We start from the raw sequence: 25,113 nt of genomic DNA on the forward strand, positions 1-25,113 counted from the left end.
TTTAATTATGGCTTATGAATTACCAGAATTACCTTACGCGTATGACGCACTTGAACCACATATTGACAAAGAAACGATGAACATTCATCACACGAAACACCACAACACGTATATCACAAATGTAAATGCGGCTTTAGAAGGCCACGAAGATCTTGCTTCAAAATCTGTAGAAGAACTAATTGCTGATTTAGATGCAGTTCCAGAATCAATTCGCACAGCTGTCCGTAACAACGGCGGTGGACATGCAAACCACTCATTATTCTGGAAACTATTGTCTCCAAACGGTGGCGGTAACCCGACAGGCGCTTTAGGCGAAGCAATTAACAGCAAGTTTGGTAGCTTCGACGAGTTTAAAGAAAAATTCGCTGCTGCTGGTAAAACTCGTTTCGGATCTGGATGGGCTTGGCTTGTTCTATCTAACGGCGAACTTGAAGTCGTATCAACACCTAACCAAGACTCGCCATTAATGGAAGGTAAAACGCCATTACTTGGACTTGACGTATGGGAACACGCTTACTACTTGAAATACCAAAACAAACGTCCAGACTACATCAATGCATTCTGGAACGTAGTAAACTGGGAAGAAGTTTCAAACCGTTACGAAACAGCAAAATAAGAATTCACAATTGAAACTTTACACACACTTTTTCGTCAGAAAAAGTGTGTGTTTTTTTTATTGGATGATATACTGATAACTGGATATTTTTTTGCGAAAGGAGCAAATTGCTCATGAAACCGCCTCAAAAAAGACGCATTTCACTTGCAAGGGTGAAACTGCAGTCGAACACAGTCTTTCGAATGAATGTCCTGTTTTTCACGATTTTCTTATTGTTTTCTTTGTTGATTTTACGTTTAGGCTTTCTTCAAATTGTTAAAGGAGAAGATTATGCACGTGCAATCGCAAGAACGGAAGAAGTCCCAGTCAATACAAGTGTTCCAAGAGGACGCATTTTTGACAGCGAAGGACGGATTCAAGTTGGCAATAAACCGGTCAATGCCATCACGTACACAGCGATGCAAACGACCAAAAGAGAAGAAATGATGACGGTGGCACGAGAGTTAGCAAAGCTGATCGAAAAAGACGTTAATAAAGTGACGCTCCGGGATAAACAGGATTTTTATATACAATTGAATACAGAAAGCGCCACGAAAAAAGTGACGGATGAAGAAAGAGCAGCAATAACAGCTGAAGATATTACCGAAACAGAAAAGCAGCGCAAGCTCGATGCGTTAGTAAGAGAAAAGATCACTGAGGAAGAACTAGCAAGTTTGTCGGCAGAAGACCTTGAAGTACTGGCAATCTATCGTGAGATGACTTCAGGATATGCACTGACTCCTCAAATGATCAAAAACGAAGATGTCACCGATGAAGAGTTTGCTCGTGTGTCGGAACGCTTAACGGACCCGCAATTAAAAGGCGTAAATACCGTGACCGATTGGAAACGGATTAAGTCGAGTGACTTAACTATTCTAGGAAGTACGACAACACCGGAAACCGGAATTCCTGCTACCAAGCTGGAATATTACTTAGCACGAGATTATTCTCGTAACGATCGTATTGGCGTAAGTTTCTTAGAACAACAATACGAAGAAGTGTTGCAAGGTCAAAAATCAGTTGTTAAAAATGTAACCGATGGCCGAGGAAGTGTAATCGAAACGATTCCTGTGGATGAAGGGGAAGCTGGTAAAGACATTGTTTTATCTGTAGATAGTGAATTACAAAGTGAACTTGAAAAAATTGTAGAAGATAAATTGCTAGAATTAAAAAAACGCCCGAATTCCGAATTAGTCAAAGACGCTTATTTAGTTATGATGAATCCGCAAACCGGCGAAGTTTTATCAATGGTAGGTAAACGCATTGGCGAAGATAAAGATGGCAAACAAGTGATTTATGATTATGCATTTGGGACATTTACAGCAGCTCACGAAATGGGTTCAACTGTTAAAGGTGCAACATTATTAACCGGTTACGCTAAAGGCGCAGTGGAACTCAATGAAGTTCAAATTGATGAACCACTTAAATTTGCTGGAACCGCATTAAAAAAATCCATTTTTAACACAGATCCATTTAACCGGATTCCAATGACCGATTTAATGGCGATTGAACGATCTTCAAACGTTTATATGTTTAAAATAGCAATGAAAATTGCAGGAGTCGAATATCAATACAATCGCGGATTGTATGTAGCTCCTGAAACGTTTGCTGAAATGCGCAATTCGTATGCGCAATTTGGTTTAGGAGTTAAAACTGGCATTGATTTGCCGAACGAAGGAACTGGATATATGGGTGGAACTTCCCCGGGAGCAAAACTACTCGATTTGGCGATTGGTCAGTTTGATACGTATACACCAATGCAGTTAGCTCAGTATATTTCAACAATTGCAAATGACGGTTACCGGATGGAACCTCATGTGGTGAAAGAAATTCGCAGTGCTTCTACAGACGGAGTGTCACTAGGTCCAATTGAAACAATTATTGAGCCTAAAATTTTAAATCGTATTAACAATACGCAAGAAGAAATCGAGCAAGTTCAAACCGGTATGCGTAATGTGTATATTGGAAGTTCAGGTTCAGCGCGTGGTCAATTTAGTGATGCTCCATATACCGCTGCTGGGAAAACCGGAACAGCCGAAGTATATTTCTACGAAAAAGATCATGAACTAAACGGAAAATATGCGATTAATATTGCGCATGTTGGATATGCTCCTTTTGAAAATCCGGAAATTGCTTATGCAGTCGTTATACCGTACGTTACGACCGATCCGAAAAATGTTCCAAGAGCGAACAATGAAATTGCGCGAGCAGCAGCTGATAAATATTTTGAGTTAAAAAGTAAAGAGGTAGTAGAAGAAAGCAATCTAATAAAACCACCTTATAGTAAAACTGTTGAAGTTGAAGGTGAATAAACGATACCCCCAAGGAATTTTTCTTTTCGAGAAATTTTCCTTGGGGCTTTTTTATGTAAACAAAGCCATTTACAATTTCTTAACATTGCCTTTATATGTCCTCAACAATCCCTCTATATAGTAGAGAATGTAAACAAACATAATTAATAGGGGGAAACAATATAATGAGAAACTGGAAGTTTGCGATGGCGTCAACAATTGTTGGTTCAGCTTTAATGCTTGGTGCATGTGGCAGTACAGATACAGGTCAAGAAACTAGTTCAGGTGAAGCTGGTGTCGAAGGAACTGTATCTGGCGACGGATCTTCTACTGTAGCACCGATTATGGAAGGTATTGTTGAAGAATATGCTGGAGTACAGCCGGGTGTTCAAGTTACAGTTGGTACGTCAGGTACCGGTGGTGGATTTGAAAAATTCATCCAAGGCGAAACAGATTTCTCGAATGCTTCTCGCCCTATAAAAGAAGAAGAAGCAGCAAGTCTTGAAGAAGCTGGCATTGAGTATACAGAATTTCAATTGGCATATGATGGATTATCAGTGGTTGTGAGTCAAGAAAATGACTGGGTAGAAGATTTATCAGTAGAAGATTTGAAAAAGCTGTGGGTCGAAGATGGATCAACAAAGAAATGGTCTGATATCAACCCAGAATGGCCAGATGAAGAAGTGGTATTTTATGCACCAGGAACAGATTCAGGAACTTTCGATTACTTTAATGAAGTGATTCTTGAAGAAGAAGATTTGGTTAGCTCAGCAACTTTGTCTGAAGATGACAATACGTTAGTGCAAGGGATACAAGCAGATCCAAACGCAATCGGATTTTTCGGTTATGCCTATTACGTTGCAAACCAAGACACGTTAAAAGTTGTATCAATTGATGGTGTCGAGCCTAACAATGAAACAATTGAGTCAGGTGAGTATGCACCACTGTCACGCCCATTGTTCACATATGCTAATAATGCATCACTTACAGATAACGAAGCAGCATACGATTTCATGACATATACGCTAGAAAATGCAGGGGCAATGGCTGATGCTGTTGGTTATGTAGCTTTGCCACAAGAAGGTTATGACGAAGGCTTAACAGAATTAGAAGCGTTGAAATAATAACAAGAACCAGTCTAGTTTAGTCTGAGGGTGAGCAGCCACTGCTCGCCTTTTGCGGTTGAAAGGGGATTCTATATGCGACCATCTGTACAGGAAATGATCGCAAGTTCAAATGGCAAGAAAAACAAAAAAGTAATCGAGAAAATTATGCCGGTTCTTTTGTTTTTGATTGCTTCAGTTTCGGTTTTGACATCTGTTGGGATCGTTGTAACATTAATCGTGGAAACCATCACGTTTTTCACGCGTGTACCATTTTTTGATTTTATTTTTGGCACCACGTGGTTGCCGTTTTCAAATAAAGATGCCCAATTTGGCATTTTGCCGCTCATCGTCGGTACCTTAAAAGTTACGTTAATCGCAACGGTTGTCGCGGTACCAATCGGTATTTCAGCAGCCATTTATTTGAGTGAGTATGCCAGCGAAAATGTTCGACGCATTTTAAAGCCGATTCTTGAAGTATTAGCAGGTGTTCCAACAATTGTTTACGGATTTTTTGCGCTAACATTTGTCACACCGATTCTTCAATCGGTATTTCCAGAGATTAAAATTTTCAACGCGATTTCACCCGGAATTGTTGTAGGAATTATGATTATTCCAATGATCGCTTCTTTGTCAGAAGATGCCATGTCTTCTGTGCCGAAAAGTATACGAGAAGGCGCATTAGCGATGGGTTCAACAAAATTTGAAGTGGCTTGGAAAATAACTGTACCAGCCGCGTTATCAGGAATCATTGCATCGGTGGTGTTAGCTGTATCGAGAGCAATCGGAGAAACCATGATTGTCTCACTTGCAGCCGGCTCCACACCAAGATTTGATGGGGACTTTACCGGTTCAATCCAAACGATGACTGCTTATATCGTACAAGTATCAAAAGGGGATGCTGGATACGGAACAACGATTTATTATTCCATCTACGCAGTCGGCTTCACGCTGTTTGTCTTTACGATGCTTATGAATATCCTCGCCGGCTACGTCTCAAAACGTTTCAGGGAGGAATATTAATATGAGATATATTGAACAGCAAGCAGTTGTCAAACGGATGAATGGAAGATTAATCGCCAACAACATCTTTAAATATCTATTTTTAGCCGCTACATTAGTCGCATTAGTAGCATTGGTTATTTTACTTTACCGGATTGTTTCTCAAGGAATGGGACATTTATCCATTGAATTTTTAACGAACTTTGCTTCGCGTTTTCCAGAAAAGGCAGGGATTAAAGCAGCACTTGTTGGTTCGCTATGGTTGATGCTGGTTGTGGCACCGACTTCAATTATTTTGGGTGTAGGTTCAGCCATTTACCTGGAGGAATATGCCAAACAAAACCGCATCACCACATTTATCCGCATGAATATTTCTAATTTGGCGGGTGTACCATCTGTAGTGTTTGGGTTACTGGGATTAACGATCTTTGTACGGGCAATGGCTTTAGGAAACAGTATTTTAGCAGCTGGTTTTACAATGAGTTTATTGATTTTGCCGGTAATCGTTGTGGGTGCGCAAGAAGCAATTCGTTCGGTTCCTAATGAACTTCGTGATGCATCATTTGGCATGGGAGCTACCAAGTGGCAAACAATTGTCAAAATTATATTGCCTGCCGCTATACCTGGTATTTTAACAGGAAGTATTTTAGCCTTATCACGAGCTATCGGAGAAACAGCACCGTTAATCGTTATTGGTGTTCCGGTTATTATTCAGTTTTTACCGGTAGGAGTTATGGATACATTTACTGCTCTGCCGATGCAAATTTATGATTGGTCAAGTCGTCCACAACCAGAGTTTCAAACTGTGGCAGCCGCAGGAATCATGGTATTAATGGCAGTCCTGCTGTTCATGAATTCTATCGCAGTTATTATTCGCAACAAATTCGACAAACGCTATTAACGCTAATTATGTGGAAGGGGTTCTGCAAATGACCACCATCGTTACGGAAAAAGCACTAACAGAAGAACTAGTTAATGATTCAGCTAAAAAAGCTGTCTATGAAACAAATCAGCTTAACCTTTGGTACGGAGCAAACCATGCATTGAAGAATATTGATTTGGAAATTATGGAAAACGAAGTAACTGCGATTATTGGGCCTTCAGGGTGCGGCAAGTCGACTTACTTGAAGACGTTGAATCGCATGGTAGAGTTGGTCCCTTCAGTCAAGACTTCTGGAGAAATCCTTTATAGAGGTCGTAATATTTTTGATAATGATTACGGCGTTGAAGAACTGCGTACTCGTGTAGGAATGGTTTTCCAAAAGCCGAATCCATTCCCGAAATCGATTTACGATAATATCGCATATGGACCGCGTATCCACGGCATCAAAAACAAGAAAATTCTTGATGAAATTGTTGAAAAAAGTTTACGAGGAGCGGCTATTTGGGATGAAGTAAAAGATCGCTTGAACGAAAATGCTTATAGTATCTCGGGCGGGCAGCAACAACGAATCTGTATCGCACGCGCACTTGCAATCGAACCTGATGTGATTTTGATGGATGAGCCAACCTCAGCACTTGATCCAATTTCAACATTAAAAGTTGAAGAATTGGTTCAGGAATTGAAAAAAGACTATAGCATCATCATTGTGACGCACAATATGCAACAAGCAGCTCGTATTTCGGACAAAACAGCATTTTTCCTTAATGGAGAAGTAATAGAATATGATAAAACAGATACCATTTTTTCAAATCCTTCCGATAAACGTACGGAAGATTATATTTCAGGTAGATTTGGATAACCAAGGAGGCGGACCGTTTGTCAGTACGCGAAAGATTTGAGTTTGAGTTAAATTCCGCTCAAGAGGAATTGATAACGTTAAGCACGATGGCAGTGAATGCGTTGAACAAATCAGTAGAAGCACTTGTTACACAAGATATCGATGCAGCACTTGAAGTGATTGAAGACGATACAGAAATCAATCAACTAGAAGAATTTATCAATGACCGAGTAATCTTGTTAATTGCGAAGCAATCGCCGGTCGCTACTGATTTGAGACGGTTGATTGTTACAATAAAAGTAGCATCGGATATGGAACGAGTTGGAGATTATGCAGTTAATATCGCCAAAGAGACAATCCGCATCGGCAACCAAGAGTTGTTGCCTCAAATCGAACAAATTCTGCAAATGAAAAAATTAGCGGTTGCCATGCTGCATCAAGTTATCGATGCCTTTGTAGAAGAAGATATTGTCAAAGCAAAAGAAATTGCAGAACTTGACGATCAAGTCGACGATTTATACGGCGATGTAATTCGTAAACTAATCCAAGCAGGTGGAGAAAATCCAGATAAGCTTGGTCAAATTACGCAATTAGCATTTATCAGTCGTTATATGGAACGTTCTGCTGACCACGCCACTAATATTGCCGAGCAATTATTTTACTTAGTACGCGGTCGTCACTATGATTTAAACAAATAATAAGTATCTTCAATCGTTCAAAATAAGATGCCGGAAGCGAAAAGCTACCGGTCTTCTTTTTTATTTAAAAAGGTTCAATATTATTGGAGTTTTACAGTAGACTTTATGTTGAAATATGCTATAATAATTAAGTCGTATAGATCACGCTTATTTACAAATGATCTTTGAAAGAATTAGGAGGGATACCGATGCGTGTTAACATCACTTTAGCTTGTACAGAATGTAGCGAACGTAACTACAGCACTGTTAAAAATAAGCGCAACAACCCTGAGCGTCTTGAAATGAAAAAATATTGCTCACGTGAAAAGAAAATGACAGTACACCGTGAAACGAAGTAATTCATTGATTGCCAAAACCTCATACAGGTTTTGGCTTTTTTCTTTTTAAAGGAGAAGATATCGATATGGATAAAAAAACGCAACGCAACCAAGTACTAGCAATGCTTACGCAAATGACTGCGGATCAATATAACAATAAATCGCAAGCAATTATAAATCGATTAATGAAAGATCCCGTATTTTTATCAGCAACAACTATCGGATTAACCATATCAGCATTTCCTGAAGTAGATACAATCGCTTTAATAGAAAAAAGTTGGGCGGCAGGCAAACAAGTAGCTGTTCCTAAATGTTTTTCAGCAAGCCGCACGATGGACTTTCGAATTATTGAGCATTTCGAGCAACTGGAAACAGTTTACATGAAACTAAAAGAACCGATTGTCACCACGACAACTTACATAAACCCTGACCAAATCGACTTATTAATCGTACCGGGTATAGTTTTTTCAAAAAAAGGCTTTCGAATTGGATTTGGTGGCGGCTATTATGATCGCTTTTTAGCTAACTATTCGGGTGAGACTCGTTCGTTAGCATTTGACTGTCAAATTGCAGAAGAAATTCCCGTTGAAGCACATGACTTGCCGGTTAACGGTATTTATACAGAAAGTGGTTTTATCGATTTAAAGGCGGTGGACAAATGAAAAACTTATATGATGTTATGCAATTACTAAAGCGTTACGGGACTGTTATTTATACAGCTGATTACAGTGCAGATATTGGGTTAATGGAAGAAGAAATCAAGGAGTTGTATCGTCTGCAATTTATTACAGCGAAAGAATTTGCGACAGCTATGCTCATTTTGCGCCACAAAAAATCCGAATATGATAAAAAATAAATTCGTTTTGCGAAACTTTTAATTGTTTTATTCGTCTAAAATAAGGGTAATTACTTCAATTGACTACAAAAATCTTTTATACTGAACTATTATGATAAACGTGAATAACAAATAGAATAGGAGGATGTCTAGTAATGTTGAAAAAAGAATGGCCAAAGCACACAGTCCTGGCAATTGCCATTATCGCCACTTGGCTAAAAACATATATCGTTTACAAAACAAGTTTTTCAATTACTATTGAAAATTTGTTACAAGAGTTTATCTTGTTTATTAATCCATTAAGCATGTTGTTGTTTGTTTATGGAATTTCCTTGTTCTTTAAAAGTGACAAAGTTAAAAATATCTATTTACTGTCGGTTGCAGTTGTAACCTCTATCGTGCTCTACGGAAACGTTGCATTTTACCGATTTTTCAATGACTTTATCACCTTGCCTGTATTGTTTCAAACCGATAATTTCGGAGATTTAGGATCCAGTGCAGCAGCTAGTGTGTTTTGGACAGATCTTCTTTATTTTGCAGATGTCCTTGTTATTCTACTGGCTATTAAATTTATTAAACTAAAACCGAGCAAAGCAAAATCTCAATCAGTACAACGCAAAGCTTATTATATTTTGGCGTTGGCAGTGCTATTTTTCAATTTAGGATTGGCAGAGGCAGAACGTCCACAATTATTAACACGCAGCTTTGATCGTGAAATGCTAGTGAAAAACTTAGGAATGTACAATTATCATTTATACGATATTTACATTCAGTCAAAATCACAAGCACAACGTGCATTAGCTGATGGCTCGGAATTGGTAGAGGCGAACAGTTATGTACGTGCTAACCAAATCGAACCTTCTACAGAAATGAAGGGAATTGCTGAAGGACGCAATTTAATTGTTGTGACGTTGGAATCGTTACAGAGTTTTGTGATTAACGAAGAAATGAATGGGCAAACCATTACACCGTTTATGAACTCGCTAACTGAAGACGAAGACACCATTTATTTTGAAAACTTCTATCACCAAACGGGGTTAGGCAAAACTTCGGATTCAGAATTCTTGCTTGAAAACTCACTTTACCCGTTAAGTGGTGGAGCAGTATTCTTTACGCATAGTGGAAACACATTCAACTCAATGGCAGAAAGCCTTGGTAGTGAAGGCTATGCAACAAACGTTCAACATGCTAACACAAAGAGCTTTTGGAATCGCGATATCATGTACGAATCGTTAAATGTTGACGAATTTTACGATGTGGAAAGTTTTGAAGTTGAGGATGGTCAAGCGGTAAACTGGGGCATGAAAGATGTGCCATTTATGGAACAATCTGTTGAGCATATGACTGAAATGCCGCAACCTTTTTATAGTCGTTTGTTAACTTTAACAAACCACCATCCGTTTACATTGGATGAAGAAGATAAGTTGATCGATGAATACGACTCAAATTCTGGAACGTTAAATCGCTATTTTCAAACATCGCGTTATTTAGATGAAGCAGTAAAAGTTCTTTTTGATGAGTTAAAAGACCAAGGCTTATACGAAAACTCGATTATTGTGATGTACGGCGACCATTATGGGATTTCTGAAAATCATAACGAGGCCATGTCTCAATATCTTGGCGAAGAAGTAACGCCATTTACAGCTGCTGAATTGCAGAAAGTCCCTTTCTTTGTTCATATTCCAGGATACGGCAAAGGATATGTAGAGGATGAAATAAGCGGACAAGTTGATATGCGTCCAACAATCATGAACCTACTGAACATTGATACGTCAAAAGACATTCAGTTTGGCGGCGACCTTTTCTCGGAAGAACATGAAGAATTTGCGATTTTCCGTGATGGCCGTTTTGTTACAGATGAAGTCGTTTATGCAGGGAATGTATGTTATGACAAGGAAACAGGGGAACAGACCGACCAAGAACTATGTGCGCCATATATTGAACGTGCATTTACAGAACTTGAATATTCGGAGTCGATCATTAATGGAGATTTATTGCGTTTCTACGACGAAGAAGATGGTCAGTTAACAACAATTCCAGATGTCGAATTAAAACAATAAATAAAAGGAGAGTGCATGATGTGCTCTCTTTTTTTTATGCAATAAAAAAAGCCGATGCATAATGCATCAGCTTTTTTTAAACTAGTGTAAGCTTGGTGGATAACCGTGTGTAATAAGTGTTGCGATGGCAAACCCGCCAAAAATCACAAAAGTTCCAAAGTTAAAAAGGAAACCTAGAACTTCTTTGTTTTTAAGCGTTTGTACAGTGCCGATTGCTGCAAGAATTGCAATAAGTCCAAAAATAACTACTAACATCCAACTCATCGATGACACTCCCTTCAACTTAAACAGCCAGTGCCGCTTTGTTCTCTTTATATTGTAAAGATATTCCGCTGTTTTGTCGAGGACAAAAAGTGTCAGTATCTTGACAGTCTGCTAGGGTCTGCATGTTATAATCGGAAAGAGGTGAAAGAGATGTTAAAAATCGATCAACTAGAGTTAGGTCCTATTCAAACAAATTGTTACATCATTTCGGATGATCAAAAAAACTGTTTAATTTTTGATCCAGGTGAAGAAAGTGCAAAGATAGAAGCAGTGGTGAAAAAGAAAAATTTAAAGCCACTTGCGATTTTATTAACGCATGCGCATTTTGATCATATCGGTGCAGTCGATGACATAAGAGAACGTTATACTGTCCCTGTATATTTGCATCACTTAGAAAAAGACTGGTTAAACCGCCCGAACTTAAATGGTTCAGGAAAATATCCATCATTACCAGATTATCGTATGAAAGATGCGGATGTTTTGTTAATTGATGAAAAGACTTTGGAGATTGGATCTTTCAAAATGGATATTTTTCACACACCAGGACATTCGCCAGGGAGTGTGAGTTATTCGTTTGGGAAGGAAGGTTTTGCGATTGTCGGGGATGTTATTTTCCGAGGAAGTATCGGTCGTACCGATTTGATCGATGGTTCTGAGAAAAGGCTTCTGCAGTCTATTGAAGAGTCCATATTGCCGCTTCCTGAGCACATGATTCTGTATCCAGGACATGGCCCTGAAACAACACCAGCGCAAGAACTAAACAGCAATCCATTTTTAAAGGCTTTTAAACAGTAAGAACGTGATAGCAATAAAACAAACGGTGTAGCGGATTTCCGCTACACCGTTTGTTTTTTATTCGCATTGATTAATGTCCAGCACCAGGAACGTGGATGAACGTAGAGTAATAAGTGAAGCCTACAAAGAAAACTGTTAAGTAGGCGCCAAAAATATACAAATACATGCGTTCAGAAATATTTAAAAATCCAAGAAGAACAAAAAATCCGGTGTTAGCGACCATTAATAATGATACTTCAACCATATCGCCTACATAAAAGAGAACTGCAAATATTCCAGTCCACCATCCCATTAATTTGAACATATTATTCATGGGTAATCCCTCCTTTGCCACAACACAATAATCTCTTGTTCATTATATAGGAAACAGAGTGAATGTGTAAACAACGAGTTGGTCTTTCTTTGTGACAAACAGGTGTACGATAAAAAAGCCGAATAGACGCTATAGTTCATTACAAAATTACTAGTCGGTGAAAAATAGCATACCGATCAAATTTCAGATTTGGCTTGATATTGACGGTCAAAAAATTATTTTGGCAAAAAATATTTCTTTCTTAAAAAGAGCTAGCTATACTAGGGAGGAACAAAGAGGCGGCCTTTGTTCAAGTCGAAACTGGAGGTGGATATGCAATCAATTATTGAGCGCCGCTGTGTGGACCTCTTACATGATGCGGCAGAAAATGGCACAACAGACATCCACATCAAACCCGAACCATCCTGCTATACCGTTGCTTATCGCTCGTTCCAAAACTTGCGACAAGTAAAACAACTCCCCTTTGATCTAGGTGATCGCATGATTGCTTATTTCAAATACCTATCCCTTTTAGACACGAGTGAAAAGCGAAAACCGCAAACCGGTTCTTTTCAACTTACCATCAACAACTTATCCCATTATTTTCGAATTTCAACTTTGCCTTCCGTATTAACGAAAGAAAGCATGGTCATCCGAATTATGCCGGATGATACTGCACAATCCATTTATCAATTGGCAGCGTTTCGTGACTCGGCCCGGCTTTTGGAAAAATTGTCTGAAGCGTCTCAAGGACTTATTTTATTGACGGGTCCTACAGGCTGTGGCAAGTCGACAACTTTGTATTCGCTGTTAAAGCATTGTTCGGAAAAGTTAAACCGAAACATTATTACGCTTGAAGATCCTGTAGAGCGTAAAAACCAATCCATCTTGCAAATTCAAGTAAATGAAAAAGCGGGACTCAGTTATGCTACAGGGCTACAAGCGATTTTGCGACACGATCCGGATATTATCATGATCGGCGAAATTCGGGATGCAGAAACAGCTCAAATCGCTGTGCGTGCCGCATTGACCGGACATTTAGTATTTTCCACGATACATGCTAGGCATTCTGTTGGCTGTTTGCATCGCTTAAATGATTTAGGCGTCTCTTTTGAAGACATGTCCCAAACTTTAGTAGCCATTTCTGCGCAAAAAATTATTCCGCTGTTTTTAGATGTTGAGCAAAAACAGGCTAGCCACCGCGCGCTATATGAAATTCTTGACGGTGAACGTTTAGTTGATGCGCTACAGTCCGCTCATCAGAAAAAAATATACACATTGCCAAGTCATTTGTCTTTTGCTGGTCAAGTTCGAGAAGGAGTGAAAATCGGTGCGATTGAGCCTTCCTATACGTACAGACAAGATCCGTCTTCGTGACCGTGAACAATTTCTGACGCGCTTAGCGGTGTTGATGAAAGAAGGTTATTTATTGCCAGTGGCGTTGAATTTATTATTACCAATGCATACATCGAAGCTAGAAGTAGCTTTGGTTGGCATCACGGCTATTTTAAAAGAAGGAGGCAATGCAGCGGAAATCCTGAAGTTTTTAGGGTTTAAAGAGCATGTGTTATTTCCGGTTGAAATTGCTGAATCTCACGGCAGATTGGCAGAATCGATTGATAGCATTGGCAACAGTTTTGCGCGGACCGAACGCGTGCAAAAAAAATTAAAGAATATATTGATATACCCAGTTTCTTTGTTAATTTTCACTTCCATCTTATTTTTGTTTTTTCGCACAAGCTATGTGCCGAATTTAACGGAAATGATGAATTCGATGCAAAGCGGAGAAGAAACTTCCGGGGTGCCAGCTTATTTATTGAGTTTGCCAGATTTTTTTATCGCAATTTTTGCAAGTGTCGCCTTGTCGGTATTTGTATTCGGTCAGTTATTAAAACAACAAGCAGTCGAGCGACAAATCACGTGGCTTTTATCAATTCCAATTATTCGCCGTTTTATGAAACTATACTGGTCGCATTTATTGGCGCGTGAACTTGGTACTTTGTTGCATAGTGGTATCTCGATGCAAGAGTCACTCGATTTGTTGCAACGCCAAAACTATCATAAAACGATTCAGTTTATGGCGCGAATGTCTCACGAAGAATTGATGATGGGCCAAAGTTTTTCTAGGTCACTCGAACATGTTGCGTTTGTCTCTAAAGACATGCCAGCTTTTGTGCAACACGGGGAAATGACAGGGTATTTAGGCAAAGAGCTCATTCTGTATAGTGAAGTATTAATGGAGCAAATTGAACAGCAAACGCAGCAATTGCTTCGCATTATCCAACCCAGCTTTTTTATCATCATTGCCATTTGCATTATCGGTGCTTATTTAGCGATTTTAATGCCGATGTATAACTTGGTCCATACCATTTGAGGAGGAAGAATATGCGCTTATTAAAAAATCAAAGAGGATTTACATTAATCGAAATGCTAATTGTTATGTTAATTATTACTGTGTTAATTGCGATTGCCATACCGAATGTGACAAAGCAATCTTCTGCGGTTGAAGAAAAAGGATGTAAAGCATTTGTTCAAATGGTTCAAGGGCAAGTCGAGTCCTACCGGATGGATTTTAAAGCTCTACCTACAATTGAAAATCTTACAACTGAAGGTTATTTAAAGACAGGTGAAACAAACTGTCCAAATGGGGATACAGTGACCATTTCGCCTACCGGAGTCGTTAGTTCTGCTAAACCTTAACGAAAAAGGATTTACTTTGTTGGAAATGTTACTAGTACTGGTTGTACTAGTAACAATTTCCGCCATTTCAATCTCAGGCTCTCGTTCTTTCACGGTACAAAAAGAAGAGCAACGCTTTTTTGAAGTTCTTCAGCAAGATATTTATTTTGCACAAAGTCAAAGCTACTCGTTAAAAAAGGCTGCAAAAGTAGTGTTTCGAGAAAGTAAAGGAACCTACGAAGTCTTTACAGATCTTCAATCAGTAGCTGTTTCTCGTAAACTGCCGCAATCGATTCAATTGAAAAAAACGAGTAACTTAACTGGAATTTATTTTAATGAGAACGGGACTGTTGTCCAGTCGGGTACTCTCCGGTTTTCGACATCAAGTGGCGAAAAAACCTTAGTTGTGCACCTCGGCGGAGGGAGAGTGGTGTTTTCTGAATGAGCGAGGCATATCTTGGGCAGAGACGATGGTGAGTTTATTGATGGTGTTTATTTTGTTTGGCAGTTTATTGCCCGTGATGATCGGCATTCAGCATAGCCTTCATGTTAAAAAAGAACGAGTTAGCGCATTTGAAACTTTGCACGAAGCAGCAAGAGAAATAAGTGCTACTGGAAATCTGCAAGGTCAGCGAACGGTTAATAATATTTTATATAGTTGGAAAATGGAAGAGCAGCTTTGTGTTGACTATGTGGATTATAAAGAACAACGGCGACGTATATGCATCGACTAAGACGGCTAGATGAAAAAGGTTTTTCTTTTTTAACATCAATTTTTGATTTGATGGTGTTGATGATGTTACTGCCTTTAATTGTCGTGTTTTTTAGTTTTGCGATTCAATTTAACCAAGACGTAGATCCGCACCGGGCAGAGTGGCAATTATTCGTCATCGATTTACAGAGTTACTTACACCGCAGTGACTCGATCGAAGTTATTAATGGAGGAAGCGGGATTCGGATTGTTCAACGAGGAGAAGAATTTGATATTGAACTATATGCAAATATGATGCGCAAGCAAAAAAGCCAGAAAGGACATGAAGTGATGTTAACTCGTGTAAGTCAGTGTAGTTTTTCGTTAGATGGCAACAAAGTGAAAATCAGAACCAAATTTTCTACAGGTAATTTAGAAGAGGCCGAGTATGTTTTTACGAAACCATCTGGATGAAAAAGGGGCCATTTATCCGATCACTATTGTGTTTTTTATGTCCGCTCTCCTAATGCTATCTCACTCTTTGATGCTTTATTCGATTCAATATAAAACGTATGATGGTTTGGAAAATACGCATAGACATGCTACGATACTATTACTGATAGAAATAGAGCAAAAATAAATACCTGAGTAGAGGTAAGTATCGGGTGGTAGGATGAACAGAATATATTTGATCGGATTCATGGGCTGCGGAAAAAGCGCGGTCGGCAGAAGGTTAAGCTTTCTACTGAAACTGCCCTTCTATGACATGGACAAAGAAATTGTTCGTCAGACAGGGAAGACGATTCCTGAAATTTTTGAGCAGCATGGCGAAAAATATTTTAGAGATCTAGAAACGCAGTTTTTGCAAAATTTTAAAAATGATTATTGCATCATCTCCACAGGCGGTGGTGCTACCATGCGGAAAGAAAATCAGAAAATCATGAGAAATACCGGATTGGTGATGTTTTTAGATGCGCCTTTCCGCGAAATTTGGCGACGGATTCACCGGGATCCCAATCGTCCAATAGTCCGTCAATCGACTCGTGAAGAAATTGAAGCGTTGCATAAAGCACGCTACCGGGGTTATAAACAAACTGCCCATATTACGATTCGTACTGAATTCCGTACTTTACGGCAAATTACACAATATGCGGCGTTTCAAGTGAATCGTCTAAAAAGCGAACGTTTCGATTTAAATTAATCGATTCGTTCGCTTTTTGTGCTGTTAAAGAAAAAAGATTGCGCTTCCGTGAGAACAATGTTAGGATATATTCAAAGTTATACTATTCTGTATAACGGATTGGACCAATCAATCTTGATTTGGGCGGATGATTGTACGAGGAGAGAATGCGAAAGCGTCGCCGAAGGAGCAAATAACAAAAGTTATGAATCTCTCAGGCAAAAAGACTCGTACAGGACGCATCTCTGGAGAATGCTGCATGTCAGCTACCAACGAGGAAAGCCATCATTTTGGTAAACTTTCAGGTTCCAGGACAGAGATTTCCCTTTAAAGGGAAATCTCTGTCCTTTTTTCGTGCCCAGATAACGGGTCGAAAAGATTTGTAAAATGAGGAGGAAAATCATTGGCACAGTTAAAGCGTACACCTCTTTTTGAAACCTATTCAAAATATGGTGGCAAAACAATTGATTTTGGTGGTTGGGAACTGCCTGTACAATTTTCAAGCATTAAAGAAGAACATGAAGCGGTCAGAACAAAAGCAGGACTTTTTGATGTATCTCATATGGGTGAAATTTTTGTCACAGGAGCAGACAGTTTAAACTATCTCCAACACCTCGTCACAAATGATGTGTCCAAAATTCAAGATGGCCAAGCGCAATATACAGCGATGTGCTATGAAGATGGCGGCACTGTAGATGATCTTTTAGTTTATAAAATAGCAGATGAGCATTATTTGCTTGTAGTGAATGCATCCAATATCGAAAAAGATTTTGGGTGGATGGAAAAAGCAATAACTGGTGATGTCTCATTAGACAATGCATCTGAACGCTATGGCTTGTTGGCATTACAAGGTCCATTGTCTGAACAAGTGCTTCAGCGCTTAACAGAAGAAGACCTTGCAACGATTAAACCTTTCCGTTTTAAAAACGACGTAGAAGTAGCTGGACAAAAAGTAATCTTATCGCGTACAGGTTACACGGGGGAAAGTGGCTTTGAAATTTACGCTGCACCTGAATCGTTAGTTACCTTATGGGAGAAAATTCTATCCGAAGGTGAGCCTGAAGGTATCTTGCCGGTAGGACTTGGAGCGCGTGATACATTACGCTTTGAAGCTTGTCTTGCTTTATACGGTCAAGAATTGTCAAAAGACATCACACCGCTTGAAGCGGGGATCAATTTTGTTGTGAAGTTAAAAAAAGAACAAGACTTTTTCGGCAAAAAAGCGTTAGCTACTCAAAAAGAAGAAGGCGTACCGCGCAAATTAGTAGGCATTGAAATGATCGACAAAGGCATACCGCGTCATGGCTATCCTGTTTATGCAGGAGACCAAAAAGTTGGGGAAGTAACAACAGGTACGCAATCGCCAACGCTCAAGAAAAATATCGGGTTGGCGTTAGTTTCAAGTGAATATGCGGAACTCGGAATTGAATTGGAAGTTGAAATTCGCAACAAACGATTAAAAGCGAAAACAGTCGAAACACCATTTTATAAACGATCCAACTAATTTAACTTGAAAAGGGGACAGCACTCGATGAAACATCGCTATTTACCAATGACCACTCAAGACGAAAAAGAAATGCTGGAAACAATCGGTATCGATTCAATTGATGAATTGTTTTCGGATATCCCGGAAAAAGTTCGCTTTAAAGGTGAATACAATATTAAAGCAGCCAAGTCAGAATCTTCATTAACAAAAGAATTGGCACAAATCGCGGCGAAAAATGCAGATACAAACCGCTATGCATCCTTTTTAGGTGCGGGTGTTTACGATCATTATAAGCCGATTATTGTTGATCACGTCATTTCTCGTTCTGAGTTTTATACAGCGTATACACCATACCAGCCAGAAATTTCACAAGGTGAGTTACAAGCGATTTTTGAATTCCAAACAATGATTAGCGAATTGACAGGTATGGATATTGCCAACTCTTCTATGTATGACGGCGGAACAGCTCTTGCCGAAGCGGGAATGCTTGCTGCAGGACACACAAAACGCAAGAAAATTTTAGTATCCCGCGCAGTACATCCAGAATCGCGCGATGTTGTTCGCACTTATGCGCTTGGTCAGTCGATTGATGTAGTGGAAATTCCATTGAAAAATGGCCATACCGATTTGGATGCCTTAAAAGAAATGATGGATGACAACGTCGCAACGGTGATGATTCAATATCCAAACTTTTTCGGTCAAGTTGAAAACTTAAAAGAAATTGAGCCGATAGTTCACGAATCTGGCGCGTTGCTATCCGTTTCTTCAAATCCATTAGCACTTGGTGCGCTTACGGCTCCTGGTCAATTGGGTGCAGATATTACAGTAGGAGATGCCCAGCCTTTCGGAATTCCTGAAGCATACGGCGGACCTCACTGTGGTTATTTTGCAGTAACGAAAAAACTAATGCGCAAAGTACCCGGTCGCTTAGTTGGCGAAACAACGGATGAAGAAGGTCGTCGTGGATTTGTATTAACATTGCAAGCGCGTGAACAACATATTCGTCGCGATAAAGCGACATCGAATATCTGCTCGAACCAAGCGTTAAATGCATTAGCTGCATCTGTTGCTATGACAGCGCTTGGCAAAGTCGGCACACAAGAAATTGCCAAACAAAACATTGTCAAAACACATTACATGAAACAACAATTGAAAAAAGCTGGATTTGAAATTGTCTTTGAAGGCGCTCATTTCAATGAAATCGTTGTGAAAACAAAAGAATCTGTAAAGCAATTAAACGATCGTTTGTTTGAACAAGATATGATCGGCGGCTACGATCTTGGGCTAAGCTACGACGAATTCCAAAACCATATGCTCGTTGCAGTTACTGAACAACGGACAAAAGAAGAAATTGATGCATTCGTACAGGAAATTGCTGCGAAAAAACAGGAAGTGGGGGCTACTCATGCATAAGGACAACCAAGCGCTAATTTTTGAATTGACGAAAGAAGGCCGCGTCGGCTATAGTTTGCCGACACTTGATGTACCAGAAGTTGACTTGAGTGAGCTATTGCCGACTGATTTAATCCGTACAGAAGCAGCAGAACTGCCTGAAGTATCGGAACTGGATATTATGCGTCATTACACAGCGTTATCGAACCGTAACCACGGTGTAGACTCAGGTTTCTATCCACTAGGTTCATGCACAATGAAATACAACCCGAAAATCAACGAATCTGTTGCACGATTCCCTGGGTTTGCGAACATCCATCCGTTACAAGATGAGAAAACAGTTCAAGGTGCTCTTGAATTGATGTTTGATTTACAAGAACATTTAAAAGAAATCACAGGCATGGACGAAGTAACGTTACAACCAGCTGCAGGCGCACATGGTGAATGGACTGGTTTAATGATGATTCGCGCATACCACGAGTCTCGCGGGGATTTCAAACGTACGAAAGTTATTGTTCCCGATTCAGCACATGGCACAAACCCAGCTTCAGCAACTGTTGCTGGATTTGAAACGGTAACGGTTAAATCGAGTGACCAAGGACTTGTCGACTTAGAAGATTTGAAACGCGTTGTTGGAGATGATACAGCAGCATTAATGTTAACCAACCCAAATACACTCGGCTTGTTTGAAGAACAAATTTTAGAAATGGCTGCGATTATTCACGAAGTGGGCGGGAAACTGTATTATGACGGTGCCAACTTAAACGCAGTTATGTCTAAAGCACGTCCTGGAGACATGGGCTTTGATGTAGTTCACTTGAACTTACACAAAACATTCACCGGACCTCACGGAGGCGGTGGTCCTGGGTCAGGTCCAGTTGGCGTGAAAAAAGATTTAATGCCGTACTTACCAAAACCAGTATTGGTGAAAAAAGACGAAGCGTATACGTTTGATTATGACCGTCCAAAGTCAATCGGTCGTGTAAAACCGTTCTATGGCAACTTCGGAATTAACGTCCGTGCATACACCTACATCCGTTCAATGGGGCCAGACGGCTTGAAAGCTGTAACAGAATACGCCGTGTTAAACGCTAACTACATGATGCGTAGACTGCAACCTCATTTCGACTTGCCGTATGACCGTCATTGTAAGCATGAATTCGTATTAAGTGGTCGTCGTCAGAAGAAGTTGGGCGTCCGCACATTGGATATGGCAAAACGCTTACTTGACTTTGGCTACCATCCGCCAACAATCTACTTCCCGTTAAATGTAGAAGAAGGCATGATGATCGAACCAACAGAAACCGAATCAAAAGAAACGTTGGATGCTTTTATTGACGCGATGATTCAAATTGCAAAAGAAGTAGAAGAAAATCCAGAAATCGTCCAAAACGCACCGCATACAACGGTGATCAATCGTTTAGATGAAACAAAAGCCGCACGTCAACCAGTGCTTCGTTACCGTAAAGCTGAATAGAAAACAAAAAGACGTGTTGGCCATCGTGGCTCACGTCTTTTTTACGTTAAAGCGAATCCTCTTAAAACCGCTCTGAGTGGTTGTTATTGTTTTGGAATAGAAATAGTCGCAAAGACCGAAAAAACCCTTCCAGCAATGCGTGGAAGGGTTTTAAAATTTAGTTTTTAGATTTGATCTTGCCAGTCCATTGTTTGAACCCGCCTTGCAGTTGGAACAATTGGTTATAGCCTTTTTTCTGTAAGAAAATAGCAACCCGGCCACTGCGTGCTCCGTTTTGGTCATATAAATAAACCGGTTTGTCTTCGCGGATTTCTTTGTAGCGCTGACGTAATTGTGATTGTGGAATATTACGCGCTCCAAGAATATGTCCTGCCGCAAAATCTTTTGGCTCGCGTACGTCAATTAATTGCGCTTTGCGGTAGCCCTCGATAAATTGTTCTTGTGTCAAGTTCGTGACAGCTTTTTTCATGCGGAAATACGTAACTACCGCATAAATAATGATTGCCAATAGTACTGCGATTGTAATGTACAAAAATTCCAATGATCTTGCCCCTTTCTCATCTTCTTTTATTATAAGAGAAGAGATGACGGATATTCAATGCCAATGTTACACTAATTATCGGAAATAGGAGGCGATCTTGTGAAATATCCAAAATGGATGTTTATAAATTCAGGTAAAGGTACCCCATCTTTTAATATGGCGCTTGATGAAGCTTTATTAAATTGGCATAGCCAAGGGCTTATTCCGCCTGTTATTCGGTTTTATGGTTGGCAGCCTGCAGCCCTTTCAATCGGTTATTTTCAAAAAGTAGAAAAAGAAATTGATATGGAAGCTGTGAAACGATTAGGGCTTGGATTTGTTCGTCGACCGACTGGCGGCCGTGGCGTGCTTCATGAACATGAACTTACATATAGCATTATTGTTAGTGAAGATTATCCGGATATGCCGGAAACTGTTACCGAAGCCTATCGTGTGCTAAGCGAAGGTTTATTAAAAGGGTTTCAGAATTTGGGATTGGAAGCTTATTTTTCCGTACCTGATACCGAAGACAAACGAGCCGATTTAAAAAAACCAAAATCAGCCGTATGCTTTGATGCACCAAGTTGGTATGAAATGGTCGTTGAAGGGAAAAAAGTAGCTGGCAGTGCCCAAACCCGCCAAAAAGGAGTTATTTTACAGCACGGGGCTATTTTAATCGACTTGGATGCTGAAAAGCTCTTGTCGGTTTTTAAATTTCAAAACGAAGAAGCGAAAGAGCGGATGCGCGTCAAAATTCCTGAAAAAGCAGTCGCGATCAATTCGTTACGTGATAAACCTGCCACCGCAGAAGAATGTGTAGTGGCATTTAAAGCTGGATTTGAACAAGCGTTGTCGGTTGAATTAGAACCCTACATGTTGACGGAGCAACAACTTGCCGAAGTCAAGGCTTTAGAAGAAAAAAAATATGCCAATTCTGAATGGAATTTTCGGGCGTAGAGTCTTTAGCCTTATTTTTTTGCGTGCATGTGCTAAAAACCTTGATAAATAAAGCTTTTTACTTCGTTCGGATTTTCCAGCAGAAACTTGTTATTGTAAACAAGTTTCAATATGTAGTATGATGGGAATCGAAGTAATACTATATATAGTATCCGACTCCATATATCACAAAGGAGGAATTGTCAAATGGTTTCCGCCACACAATCCCATTATTCATTAAACGCACAAGCTTTAAACGAAGATATTAAGACGTTTCCGCAAGTGCACGAAATTACACCAGATATGAAGTTAACGCACAAAGGGGTCTCTCGTCTTGTCATGATCGATCGCTATTCTTTTAAGGATACGGAAAAAAAGACACTTAAAGCAGGTGATTTTGTTGTTTTAACTGTCAAAGAAGATCCGAAATTTCCAGCTCGTGGCCTTGGATATATTGTATCTATTGATACACAAGCTAACAAAGCTCAAGTTTGGATTGAGGAAGATTACAGAAGCGCGATTGACAATCCGCAAGAACAAGAAGCAGGCATCGTCAATCGTCCAATCGACGTGATTGAAAAGCCGATGGAAGTGTTCTACGAGCAGATTGCGAAACGTAACGCTACAGGACTAGCTTCGGTAGAAACAACTCCTGAAAAGCGTCAAGAATGGTTCGAGAAATTTTATCAGCAATTGGTTGGGTTGAAATTCATTCCGGCTGGACGAGTTCTTTACGGAGCAGGAGCAGATACAGATGTAACGTATTTCAACTGTTACGTGATGCCGTTTGTAGCAGATTCGCGCGAAGGTATTTCGGACCACCGCAAACAAGTAATGGAAATCATGAGTCGTGGTGGCGGTGTCGGAACAAACGGATCTACACTTCGTCCCCGTAATACGTTAGCTCGTGGAGTTAACGGCAAATCATCAGGGTCAGTTTCTTGGTTGGATGATATTGCGAAATTGACGCATCTTGTTGAGCAAGGTGGATCAAGACGCGGTGCTCAAATGATCATGCTTGCAGACTGGCATCCAGATATTGCAGAATTTATCATTTCGAAAATGCAAAATCCACGCATTTTGCGTTATTTGATCGAAAATACGCAAGATGAGACGATTAAAAAATTAGCTCATGATAAATTGAAATTCAAGGCATTGTCAGCTCAAGAAGAAGCCATGTATCAAGGAATCTTAAACTACCGTACAATTCCTGGTATGGGCGGATTCAATGAGAAAATTATGCGTGATGCTGAAGCTAAATTGCGCGACGGTGGAACGTATTCTGTTCATAATGAAGAGTTTTTAACAGGGGCGAATATTTCTGTAACGTTAACGAGCGATTTCATGACAGCTGTTGAAAACGATGCTGATTTCGAGTTGCGTTTCCCAGCAGTTGAATCGTATTCAAAAGATGAAATGGCTGTTTACAATGAAAAATGGCAAGAAGTTGGCGATGTTCGTGAATGGGAACGTATGGGCCATGGCGTCCGTGTTTACCGCACGATGAAAGCACGTGAACTATGGAACTTGATCAATATTTGTGCTACGTATTCTGCAGAACCAGGCATTTTCTTTATCGATAATGCCAATGAAAAAACAAATGCGGCAGCATATGGCCAAAAAGTCGTTGCAACAAATCCATGTGGTGAACAGCCGTTAGCTCCGTATTCTGTGTGTAACTTGGCTGCGGTCAACTTGGCACAATTTGCGGATCCAAAAACAAAAACGATTGATTTTGAAAGCTTGAAAGAAACCGTTCGAGTTGGCGTTCGCATGCAAGACAACGTCATTGATGCAACACCATATTTCCTTGAAGAAAACCAAGTACAAGCACTTGGCGAACGCCGTGTAGGTCTCGGCGTTATGGGATTAGCTGATTTGCTAATCTACTGTGACAAAGAATATGGTTCGCCAGAAGGCAACGAACTTGTAGATCAAATCTTCAAAACGATTGCTACTGCAGCATATGAAGTTTCGACTGATTTAGCAGCAGAACGTGGCAGCTTCCCATTCTTAGTGGGGAATTCAGATGAAGAAACGGCAGCGCTTCGCAAAGCGTTTACGGAAACTGGGTTTATGCAAGGCATGCCAGAACATGTTCGCGAAGCGGTCCTGGAAAAAGGAATTCGCAACTCACACCTATTAACTGTAGCTCCAACAGGATCTACCGGTACAATGGTCGGTGTTTCAACAGGACTTGAACCTTATTATTCATTCACGTACTACCGTAGTGGTCGCCTTGGCAAGTTTATTGAGGTGAAGGCTGATATTGTACGTGAATACTTGAAAAACAACCCTGATGCAGACGAAGAAAACTTACCAAAAGCATTTGTTACATCAATGGACTTAGCGCCAGAAGCACACGCAGATGTTCAATGCATCATCCAACGTTGGATTGATTCGTCGATTTCAAAAACAGTAAACGCACCTCGTGGTTATACTGTTGAACAAGTCGAAGGCGTATATGAACGTTTGTATAAAGGTGGAGCAAAAGGTGGTACGGTTTATGTCGATGGCAGCCGTGATTCACAAGTTCTAACTTTAAAAGCTGAAGACAATAATTTCGAAGAAGAGCAACAACAAGAAGATACAGGTAAGCGTCCGATTGTTTTGATCGATACAATCCAAGACCTTCGTTCAACAAATGTGACAATCGGTTCTGAAGTGGGCGATACTTGTCCCGTTTGCCGAAAAGGAACAGTCGAAGAAATGGGTGGCTGCAATACGTGTACAAACTGTAACGCTCAGTTAAAATGTGGATTGTAATAGAACGAGCGGG

At 40.0% G+C, this 25,113-nt stretch carries 27 protein-coding genes and 1 riboswitch; of the genes, 24 read left to right on the forward strand and 3 right to left on the reverse strand.

The window, feature by feature from the left end; genetic code table 11:
• Positions 1 to 7: 7 nt before the first annotated feature.
• The 11 genes from sodA to BCM40_RS07315 all read left to right on the forward strand — a co-directional run bounded on the left by sodA (position 8) and on the right by BCM40_RS07315 (position 10,622).
• The gene (gene sodA / locus BCM40_RS07265; protein WP_038703721.1) at positions 8 to 616 is read left to right on the forward strand and encodes a superoxide dismutase SodA; all 609 of its coding nucleotides are present in this window, start codon (positions 8 to 10) and stop codon (positions 614 to 616) included.
• 113 nt (positions 617 to 729) lie between these two features.
• Positions 730 to 2,907, forward strand: a complete 2,178-nt coding sequence (locus BCM40_RS07270; RefSeq protein ID WP_065526515.1) for a penicillin-binding transpeptidase domain-containing protein — start codon at positions 730 to 732, stop codon at positions 2,905 to 2,907.
• Positions 2,908 to 3,071: 164 nt separating this feature from the next.
• Positions 3,072 to 4,010, forward strand: a complete 939-nt coding sequence (locus BCM40_RS07275; RefSeq protein ID WP_065526514.1) for a PstS family phosphate ABC transporter substrate-binding protein — start codon at positions 3,072 to 3,074, stop codon at positions 4,008 to 4,010.
• A gap of 75 nt (positions 4,011 to 4,085) precedes the next feature.
• Positions 4,086 to 5,012, forward strand: coding sequence for a phosphate ABC transporter permease subunit PstC (gene pstC / locus BCM40_RS07280; RefSeq protein ID WP_065526513.1), 927 nt, complete (start codon positions 4,086 to 4,088; stop codon positions 5,010 to 5,012).
• A 1-nt stretch (position 5,013) separates the two neighbouring features.
• Entirely contained in the window at positions 5,014 to 5,892 is an 879-nt protein-coding gene (gene pstA / locus BCM40_RS07285; RefSeq protein ID WP_065526512.1) for a phosphate ABC transporter permease PstA, read from the forward strand.
• A 28-nt stretch (positions 5,893 to 5,920) separates the two neighbouring features.
• The gene (pstB, locus tag BCM40_RS07290) at positions 5,921 to 6,733 is read left to right on the forward strand and encodes a phosphate ABC transporter ATP-binding protein PstB (RefSeq protein WP_065526511.1); all 813 of its coding nucleotides are present in this window, start codon (positions 5,921 to 5,923) and stop codon (positions 6,731 to 6,733) included.
• A gap of 17 nt (positions 6,734 to 6,750) precedes the next feature.
• Complete coding sequence (phoU, locus tag BCM40_RS07295; RefSeq protein WP_065526510.1) at positions 6,751 to 7,410, forward strand: phosphate signaling complex protein PhoU; 660 nt, start codon at positions 6,751 to 6,753, stop codon at positions 7,408 to 7,410.
• Positions 7,411 to 7,598: 188 nt separating this feature from the next.
• A complete protein-coding gene (rpmG, locus tag BCM40_RS07300) occupies positions 7,599 to 7,748 on the forward strand; it encodes a 50S ribosomal protein L33 (protein ID WP_006830468.1) in 150 nt (49 codons plus the stop codon).
• 65 nt (positions 7,749 to 7,813) lie between these two features.
• Positions 7,814 to 8,389 (forward strand): 5-formyltetrahydrofolate cyclo-ligase, encoded by a 576-nt coding sequence (locus BCM40_RS07305; protein ID WP_065526509.1) that lies wholly within the window; start codon positions 7,814 to 7,816, stop codon positions 8,387 to 8,389.
• Positions 8,386 to 8,583, forward strand: a complete 198-nt coding sequence (locus tag BCM40_RS07310) for a YqgQ family protein (protein ID WP_065526508.1) — start codon at positions 8,386 to 8,388, stop codon at positions 8,581 to 8,583. Before BCM40_RS07305 ends, BCM40_RS07310 begins: the two co-directional genes overlap by 4 nt.
• A gap of 134 nt (positions 8,584 to 8,717) precedes the next feature.
• The gene (locus tag BCM40_RS07315; RefSeq protein WP_065526507.1) at positions 8,718 to 10,622 is read left to right on the forward strand and encodes an LTA synthase family protein; all 1,905 of its coding nucleotides are present in this window, start codon (positions 8,718 to 8,720) and stop codon (positions 10,620 to 10,622) included.
• Positions 10,623 to 10,703: 81 nt separating this feature from the next.
• Here the strand turns inward: BCM40_RS07315 and BCM40_RS07320 are convergent, their stop codons facing one another.
• A complete protein-coding gene (locus BCM40_RS07320) occupies positions 10,704 to 10,886 on the reverse strand; it encodes a DUF2759 domain-containing protein (protein ID WP_008432208.1) in 183 nt (60 codons plus the stop codon).
• Positions 10,887 to 11,036: 150 nt separating this feature from the next.
• Here BCM40_RS07320 and BCM40_RS07325 point away from each other — a divergent pair, with 150 nt between their 5' ends.
• Positions 11,037 to 11,681, forward strand: a complete 645-nt coding sequence (locus BCM40_RS07325; RefSeq protein ID WP_065526506.1) for an MBL fold metallo-hydrolase — start codon at positions 11,037 to 11,039, stop codon at positions 11,679 to 11,681.
• 70 nt (positions 11,682 to 11,751) lie between these two features.
• Here the strand turns inward: BCM40_RS07325 and BCM40_RS07330 are convergent, their stop codons facing one another.
• Positions 11,752 to 11,994, reverse strand: coding sequence for a DUF2626 domain-containing protein (locus BCM40_RS07330; RefSeq protein WP_006830462.1), 243 nt, complete (start codon positions 11,992 to 11,994; stop codon positions 11,752 to 11,754).
• A gap of 312 nt (positions 11,995 to 12,306) precedes the next feature.
• On the opposite strand from BCM40_RS07330, the gene comGA reads away from it, so the two are divergent.
• The 10 genes from comGA to gcvPB all read left to right on the forward strand — a co-directional run bounded on the left by comGA (position 12,307) and on the right by gcvPB (position 20,878).
• Complete coding sequence (gene comGA / locus BCM40_RS07335; RefSeq protein WP_065526505.1) at positions 12,307 to 13,350, forward strand: competence type IV pilus ATPase ComGA; 1,044 nt, start codon at positions 12,307 to 12,309, stop codon at positions 13,348 to 13,350.
• On the forward strand, positions 13,304 to 14,347 hold the full coding sequence (gene comGB / locus BCM40_RS07340; protein ID WP_065526504.1) for a competence type IV pilus assembly protein ComGB: 1,044 nt from the start codon (positions 13,304 to 13,306) through the stop codon (positions 14,345 to 14,347). Before comGA ends, comGB begins: the two co-directional genes overlap by 47 nt.
• An 11-nt stretch (positions 14,348 to 14,358) precedes the next feature.
• Entirely contained in the window at positions 14,359 to 14,673 is a 315-nt protein-coding gene (gene comGC / locus BCM40_RS07345) for a competence type IV pilus major pilin ComGC (protein WP_065526503.1), read from the forward strand.
• Entirely contained in the window at positions 14,660 to 15,097 is a 438-nt protein-coding gene (gene comGD / locus BCM40_RS07350; protein WP_272947699.1) for a competence type IV pilus minor pilin ComGD, read from the forward strand. Before comGC ends, comGD begins: the two co-directional genes overlap by 14 nt.
• A gap of 25 nt (positions 15,098 to 15,122) precedes the next feature.
• Positions 15,123 to 15,386 (forward strand): hypothetical protein, encoded by a 264-nt coding sequence (locus BCM40_RS07355; protein ID WP_238323762.1) that lies wholly within the window; start codon positions 15,123 to 15,125, stop codon positions 15,384 to 15,386.
• Positions 15,374 to 15,817, forward strand: a complete 444-nt coding sequence (comGF, locus tag BCM40_RS07360) for a competence type IV pilus minor pilin ComGF (protein ID WP_065526501.1) — start codon at positions 15,374 to 15,376, stop codon at positions 15,815 to 15,817. The genes BCM40_RS07355 and comGF overlap by 13 nt, the downstream gene beginning before the upstream one ends.
• A 199-nt stretch (positions 15,818 to 16,016) precedes the next feature.
• On the forward strand, positions 16,017 to 16,544 hold the full coding sequence (locus BCM40_RS07370) for a shikimate kinase (protein ID WP_065526499.1): 528 nt from the start codon (positions 16,017 to 16,019) through the stop codon (positions 16,542 to 16,544).
• A gap of 127 nt (positions 16,545 to 16,671) precedes the next feature.
• Positions 16,672 to 16,763: riboswitch (glycine riboswitch) on the forward strand.
• Between the two features lie 163 nt (positions 16,764 to 16,926).
• Positions 16,927 to 18,027, forward strand: a complete 1,101-nt coding sequence (gene gcvT / locus BCM40_RS07375) for a glycine cleavage system aminomethyltransferase GcvT (RefSeq protein ID WP_065526498.1) — start codon at positions 16,927 to 16,929, stop codon at positions 18,025 to 18,027.
• 27 nt (positions 18,028 to 18,054) lie between these two features.
• Positions 18,055 to 19,422, forward strand: coding sequence for an aminomethyl-transferring glycine dehydrogenase subunit GcvPA (gene gcvPA / locus BCM40_RS07380; protein ID WP_065526497.1), 1,368 nt, complete (start codon positions 18,055 to 18,057; stop codon positions 19,420 to 19,422).
• Positions 19,415 to 20,878, forward strand: a complete 1,464-nt coding sequence (gene gcvPB / locus BCM40_RS07385; protein ID WP_065526496.1) for an aminomethyl-transferring glycine dehydrogenase subunit GcvPB — start codon at positions 19,415 to 19,417, stop codon at positions 20,876 to 20,878. The genes gcvPA and gcvPB overlap by 8 nt, the downstream gene beginning before the upstream one ends.
• A gap of 157 nt (positions 20,879 to 21,035) precedes the next feature.
• Here gcvPB and BCM40_RS07390 read toward each other — a convergent pair whose 3' ends face one another.
• The gene (locus tag BCM40_RS07390) at positions 21,036 to 21,419 is read right to left on the reverse strand and encodes a rhodanese-like domain-containing protein (protein ID WP_065526495.1); all 384 of its coding nucleotides are present in this window, start codon (positions 21,417 to 21,419) and stop codon (positions 21,036 to 21,038) included.
• 156 nt (positions 21,420 to 21,575) lie between these two features.
• On the opposite strand from BCM40_RS07390, the gene BCM40_RS07395 reads away from it, so the two are divergent.
• Complete coding sequence (locus BCM40_RS07395; protein WP_065527723.1) at positions 21,576 to 22,355, forward strand: lipoate--protein ligase family protein; 780 nt, start codon at positions 21,576 to 21,578, stop codon at positions 22,353 to 22,355.
• A gap of 186 nt (positions 22,356 to 22,541) precedes the next feature.
• Positions 22,542 to 25,100 carry a vitamin B12-dependent ribonucleotide reductase gene (locus BCM40_RS07400; RefSeq protein ID WP_065526494.1) on the forward strand — a complete coding sequence of 853 codons (2,559 nt, stop codon included), beginning with the start codon at positions 22,542 to 22,544 and terminating at the stop codon, positions 25,098 to 25,100.
• The last annotated feature ends 13 nt before the right edge of the window (positions 25,101 to 25,113 follow it).

It is taken from the genome of Planococcus donghaensis (assembly GCF_001687665.2).
GTDB lineage: Bacteria > Bacillota > Bacilli > Bacillales_A > Planococcaceae > Planococcus > Planococcus donghaensis.

What these genes read in the sequence shown, in the direction of transcription:
- sodA (WP_038703721.1), top strand. Translation starts at nt 8, where the DNA reads ATGGCTTATGAATTACCAGAATTACCTTACGCGTATGACGCACTTGAA.
- BCM40_RS07330 (WP_006830462.1), bottom strand. Translation starts at nt 11,994, where the DNA reads ATGAATAATATGTTCAAATTAATGGGATGGTGGACTGGAATATTTGCA.
- comGA (WP_065526505.1), top strand. Translation starts at nt 12,307, where the DNA reads ATGCAATCAATTATTGAGCGCCGCTGTGTGGACCTCTTACATGATGCG.
- BCM40_RS07275 (WP_065526514.1), top strand. Translation starts at nt 3,072, where the DNA reads ATGAGAAACTGGAAGTTTGCGATGGCGTCAACAATTGTTGGTTCAGCT.
- comGF (WP_065526501.1), top strand. Translation starts at nt 15,374, where the DNA reads ATGCATCGACTAAGACGGCTAGATGAAAAAGGTTTTTCTTTTTTAACA.
- gcvPB (WP_065526496.1), top strand. Translation starts at nt 19,415, where the DNA reads ATGCATAAGGACAACCAAGCGCTAATTTTTGAATTGACGAAAGAAGGC.
- BCM40_RS07400 (WP_065526494.1), top strand. Translation starts at nt 22,542, where the DNA reads ATGGTTTCCGCCACACAATCCCATTATTCATTAAACGCACAAGCTTTA.
- BCM40_RS07315 (WP_065526507.1), top strand. Translation starts at nt 8,718, where the DNA reads ATGTTGAAAAAAGAATGGCCAAAGCACACAGTCCTGGCAATTGCCATT.
- gcvPA (WP_065526497.1), top strand. Translation starts at nt 18,055, where the DNA reads ATGAAACATCGCTATTTACCAATGACCACTCAAGACGAAAAAGAAATG.
- rpmG (WP_006830468.1), top strand. Translation starts at nt 7,599, where the DNA reads ATGCGTGTTAACATCACTTTAGCTTGTACAGAATGTAGCGAACGTAAC.
- BCM40_RS07370 (WP_065526499.1), top strand. Translation starts at nt 16,017, where the DNA reads ATGAACAGAATATATTTGATCGGATTCATGGGCTGCGGAAAAAGCGCG.
- pstC (WP_065526513.1), top strand. Translation starts at nt 4,086, where the DNA reads ATGCGACCATCTGTACAGGAAATGATCGCAAGTTCAAATGGCAAGAAA.
- BCM40_RS07325 (WP_065526506.1), top strand. Translation starts at nt 11,037, where the DNA reads ATGTTAAAAATCGATCAACTAGAGTTAGGTCCTATTCAAACAAATTGT.
- BCM40_RS07355 (WP_238323762.1), top strand. Translation starts at nt 15,123, where the DNA reads ATGGTGAGTTTATTGATGGTGTTTATTTTGTTTGGCAGTTTATTGCCC.
- BCM40_RS07270 (WP_065526515.1), top strand. Translation starts at nt 730, where the DNA reads ATGAAACCGCCTCAAAAAAGACGCATTTCACTTGCAAGGGTGAAACTG.
- comGC (WP_065526503.1), top strand. Translation starts at nt 14,359, where the DNA reads ATGCGCTTATTAAAAAATCAAAGAGGATTTACATTAATCGAAATGCTA.
- BCM40_RS07320 (WP_008432208.1), bottom strand. Translation starts at nt 10,886, where the DNA reads ATGAGTTGGATGTTAGTAGTTATTTTTGGACTTATTGCAATTCTTGCA.
- BCM40_RS07305 (WP_065526509.1), top strand. Translation starts at nt 7,814, where the DNA reads ATGGATAAAAAAACGCAACGCAACCAAGTACTAGCAATGCTTACGCAA.
- pstA (WP_065526512.1), top strand. Translation starts at nt 5,014, where the DNA reads ATGAGATATATTGAACAGCAAGCAGTTGTCAAACGGATGAATGGAAGA.
- BCM40_RS07310 (WP_065526508.1), top strand. Translation starts at nt 8,386, where the DNA reads ATGAAAAACTTATATGATGTTATGCAATTACTAAAGCGTTACGGGACT.
- BCM40_RS07395 (WP_065527723.1), top strand. Translation starts at nt 21,576, where the DNA reads ATGGCGCTTGATGAAGCTTTATTAAATTGGCATAGCCAAGGGCTTATT.
- pstB (WP_065526511.1), top strand. Translation starts at nt 5,921, where the DNA reads ATGACCACCATCGTTACGGAAAAAGCACTAACAGAAGAACTAGTTAAT.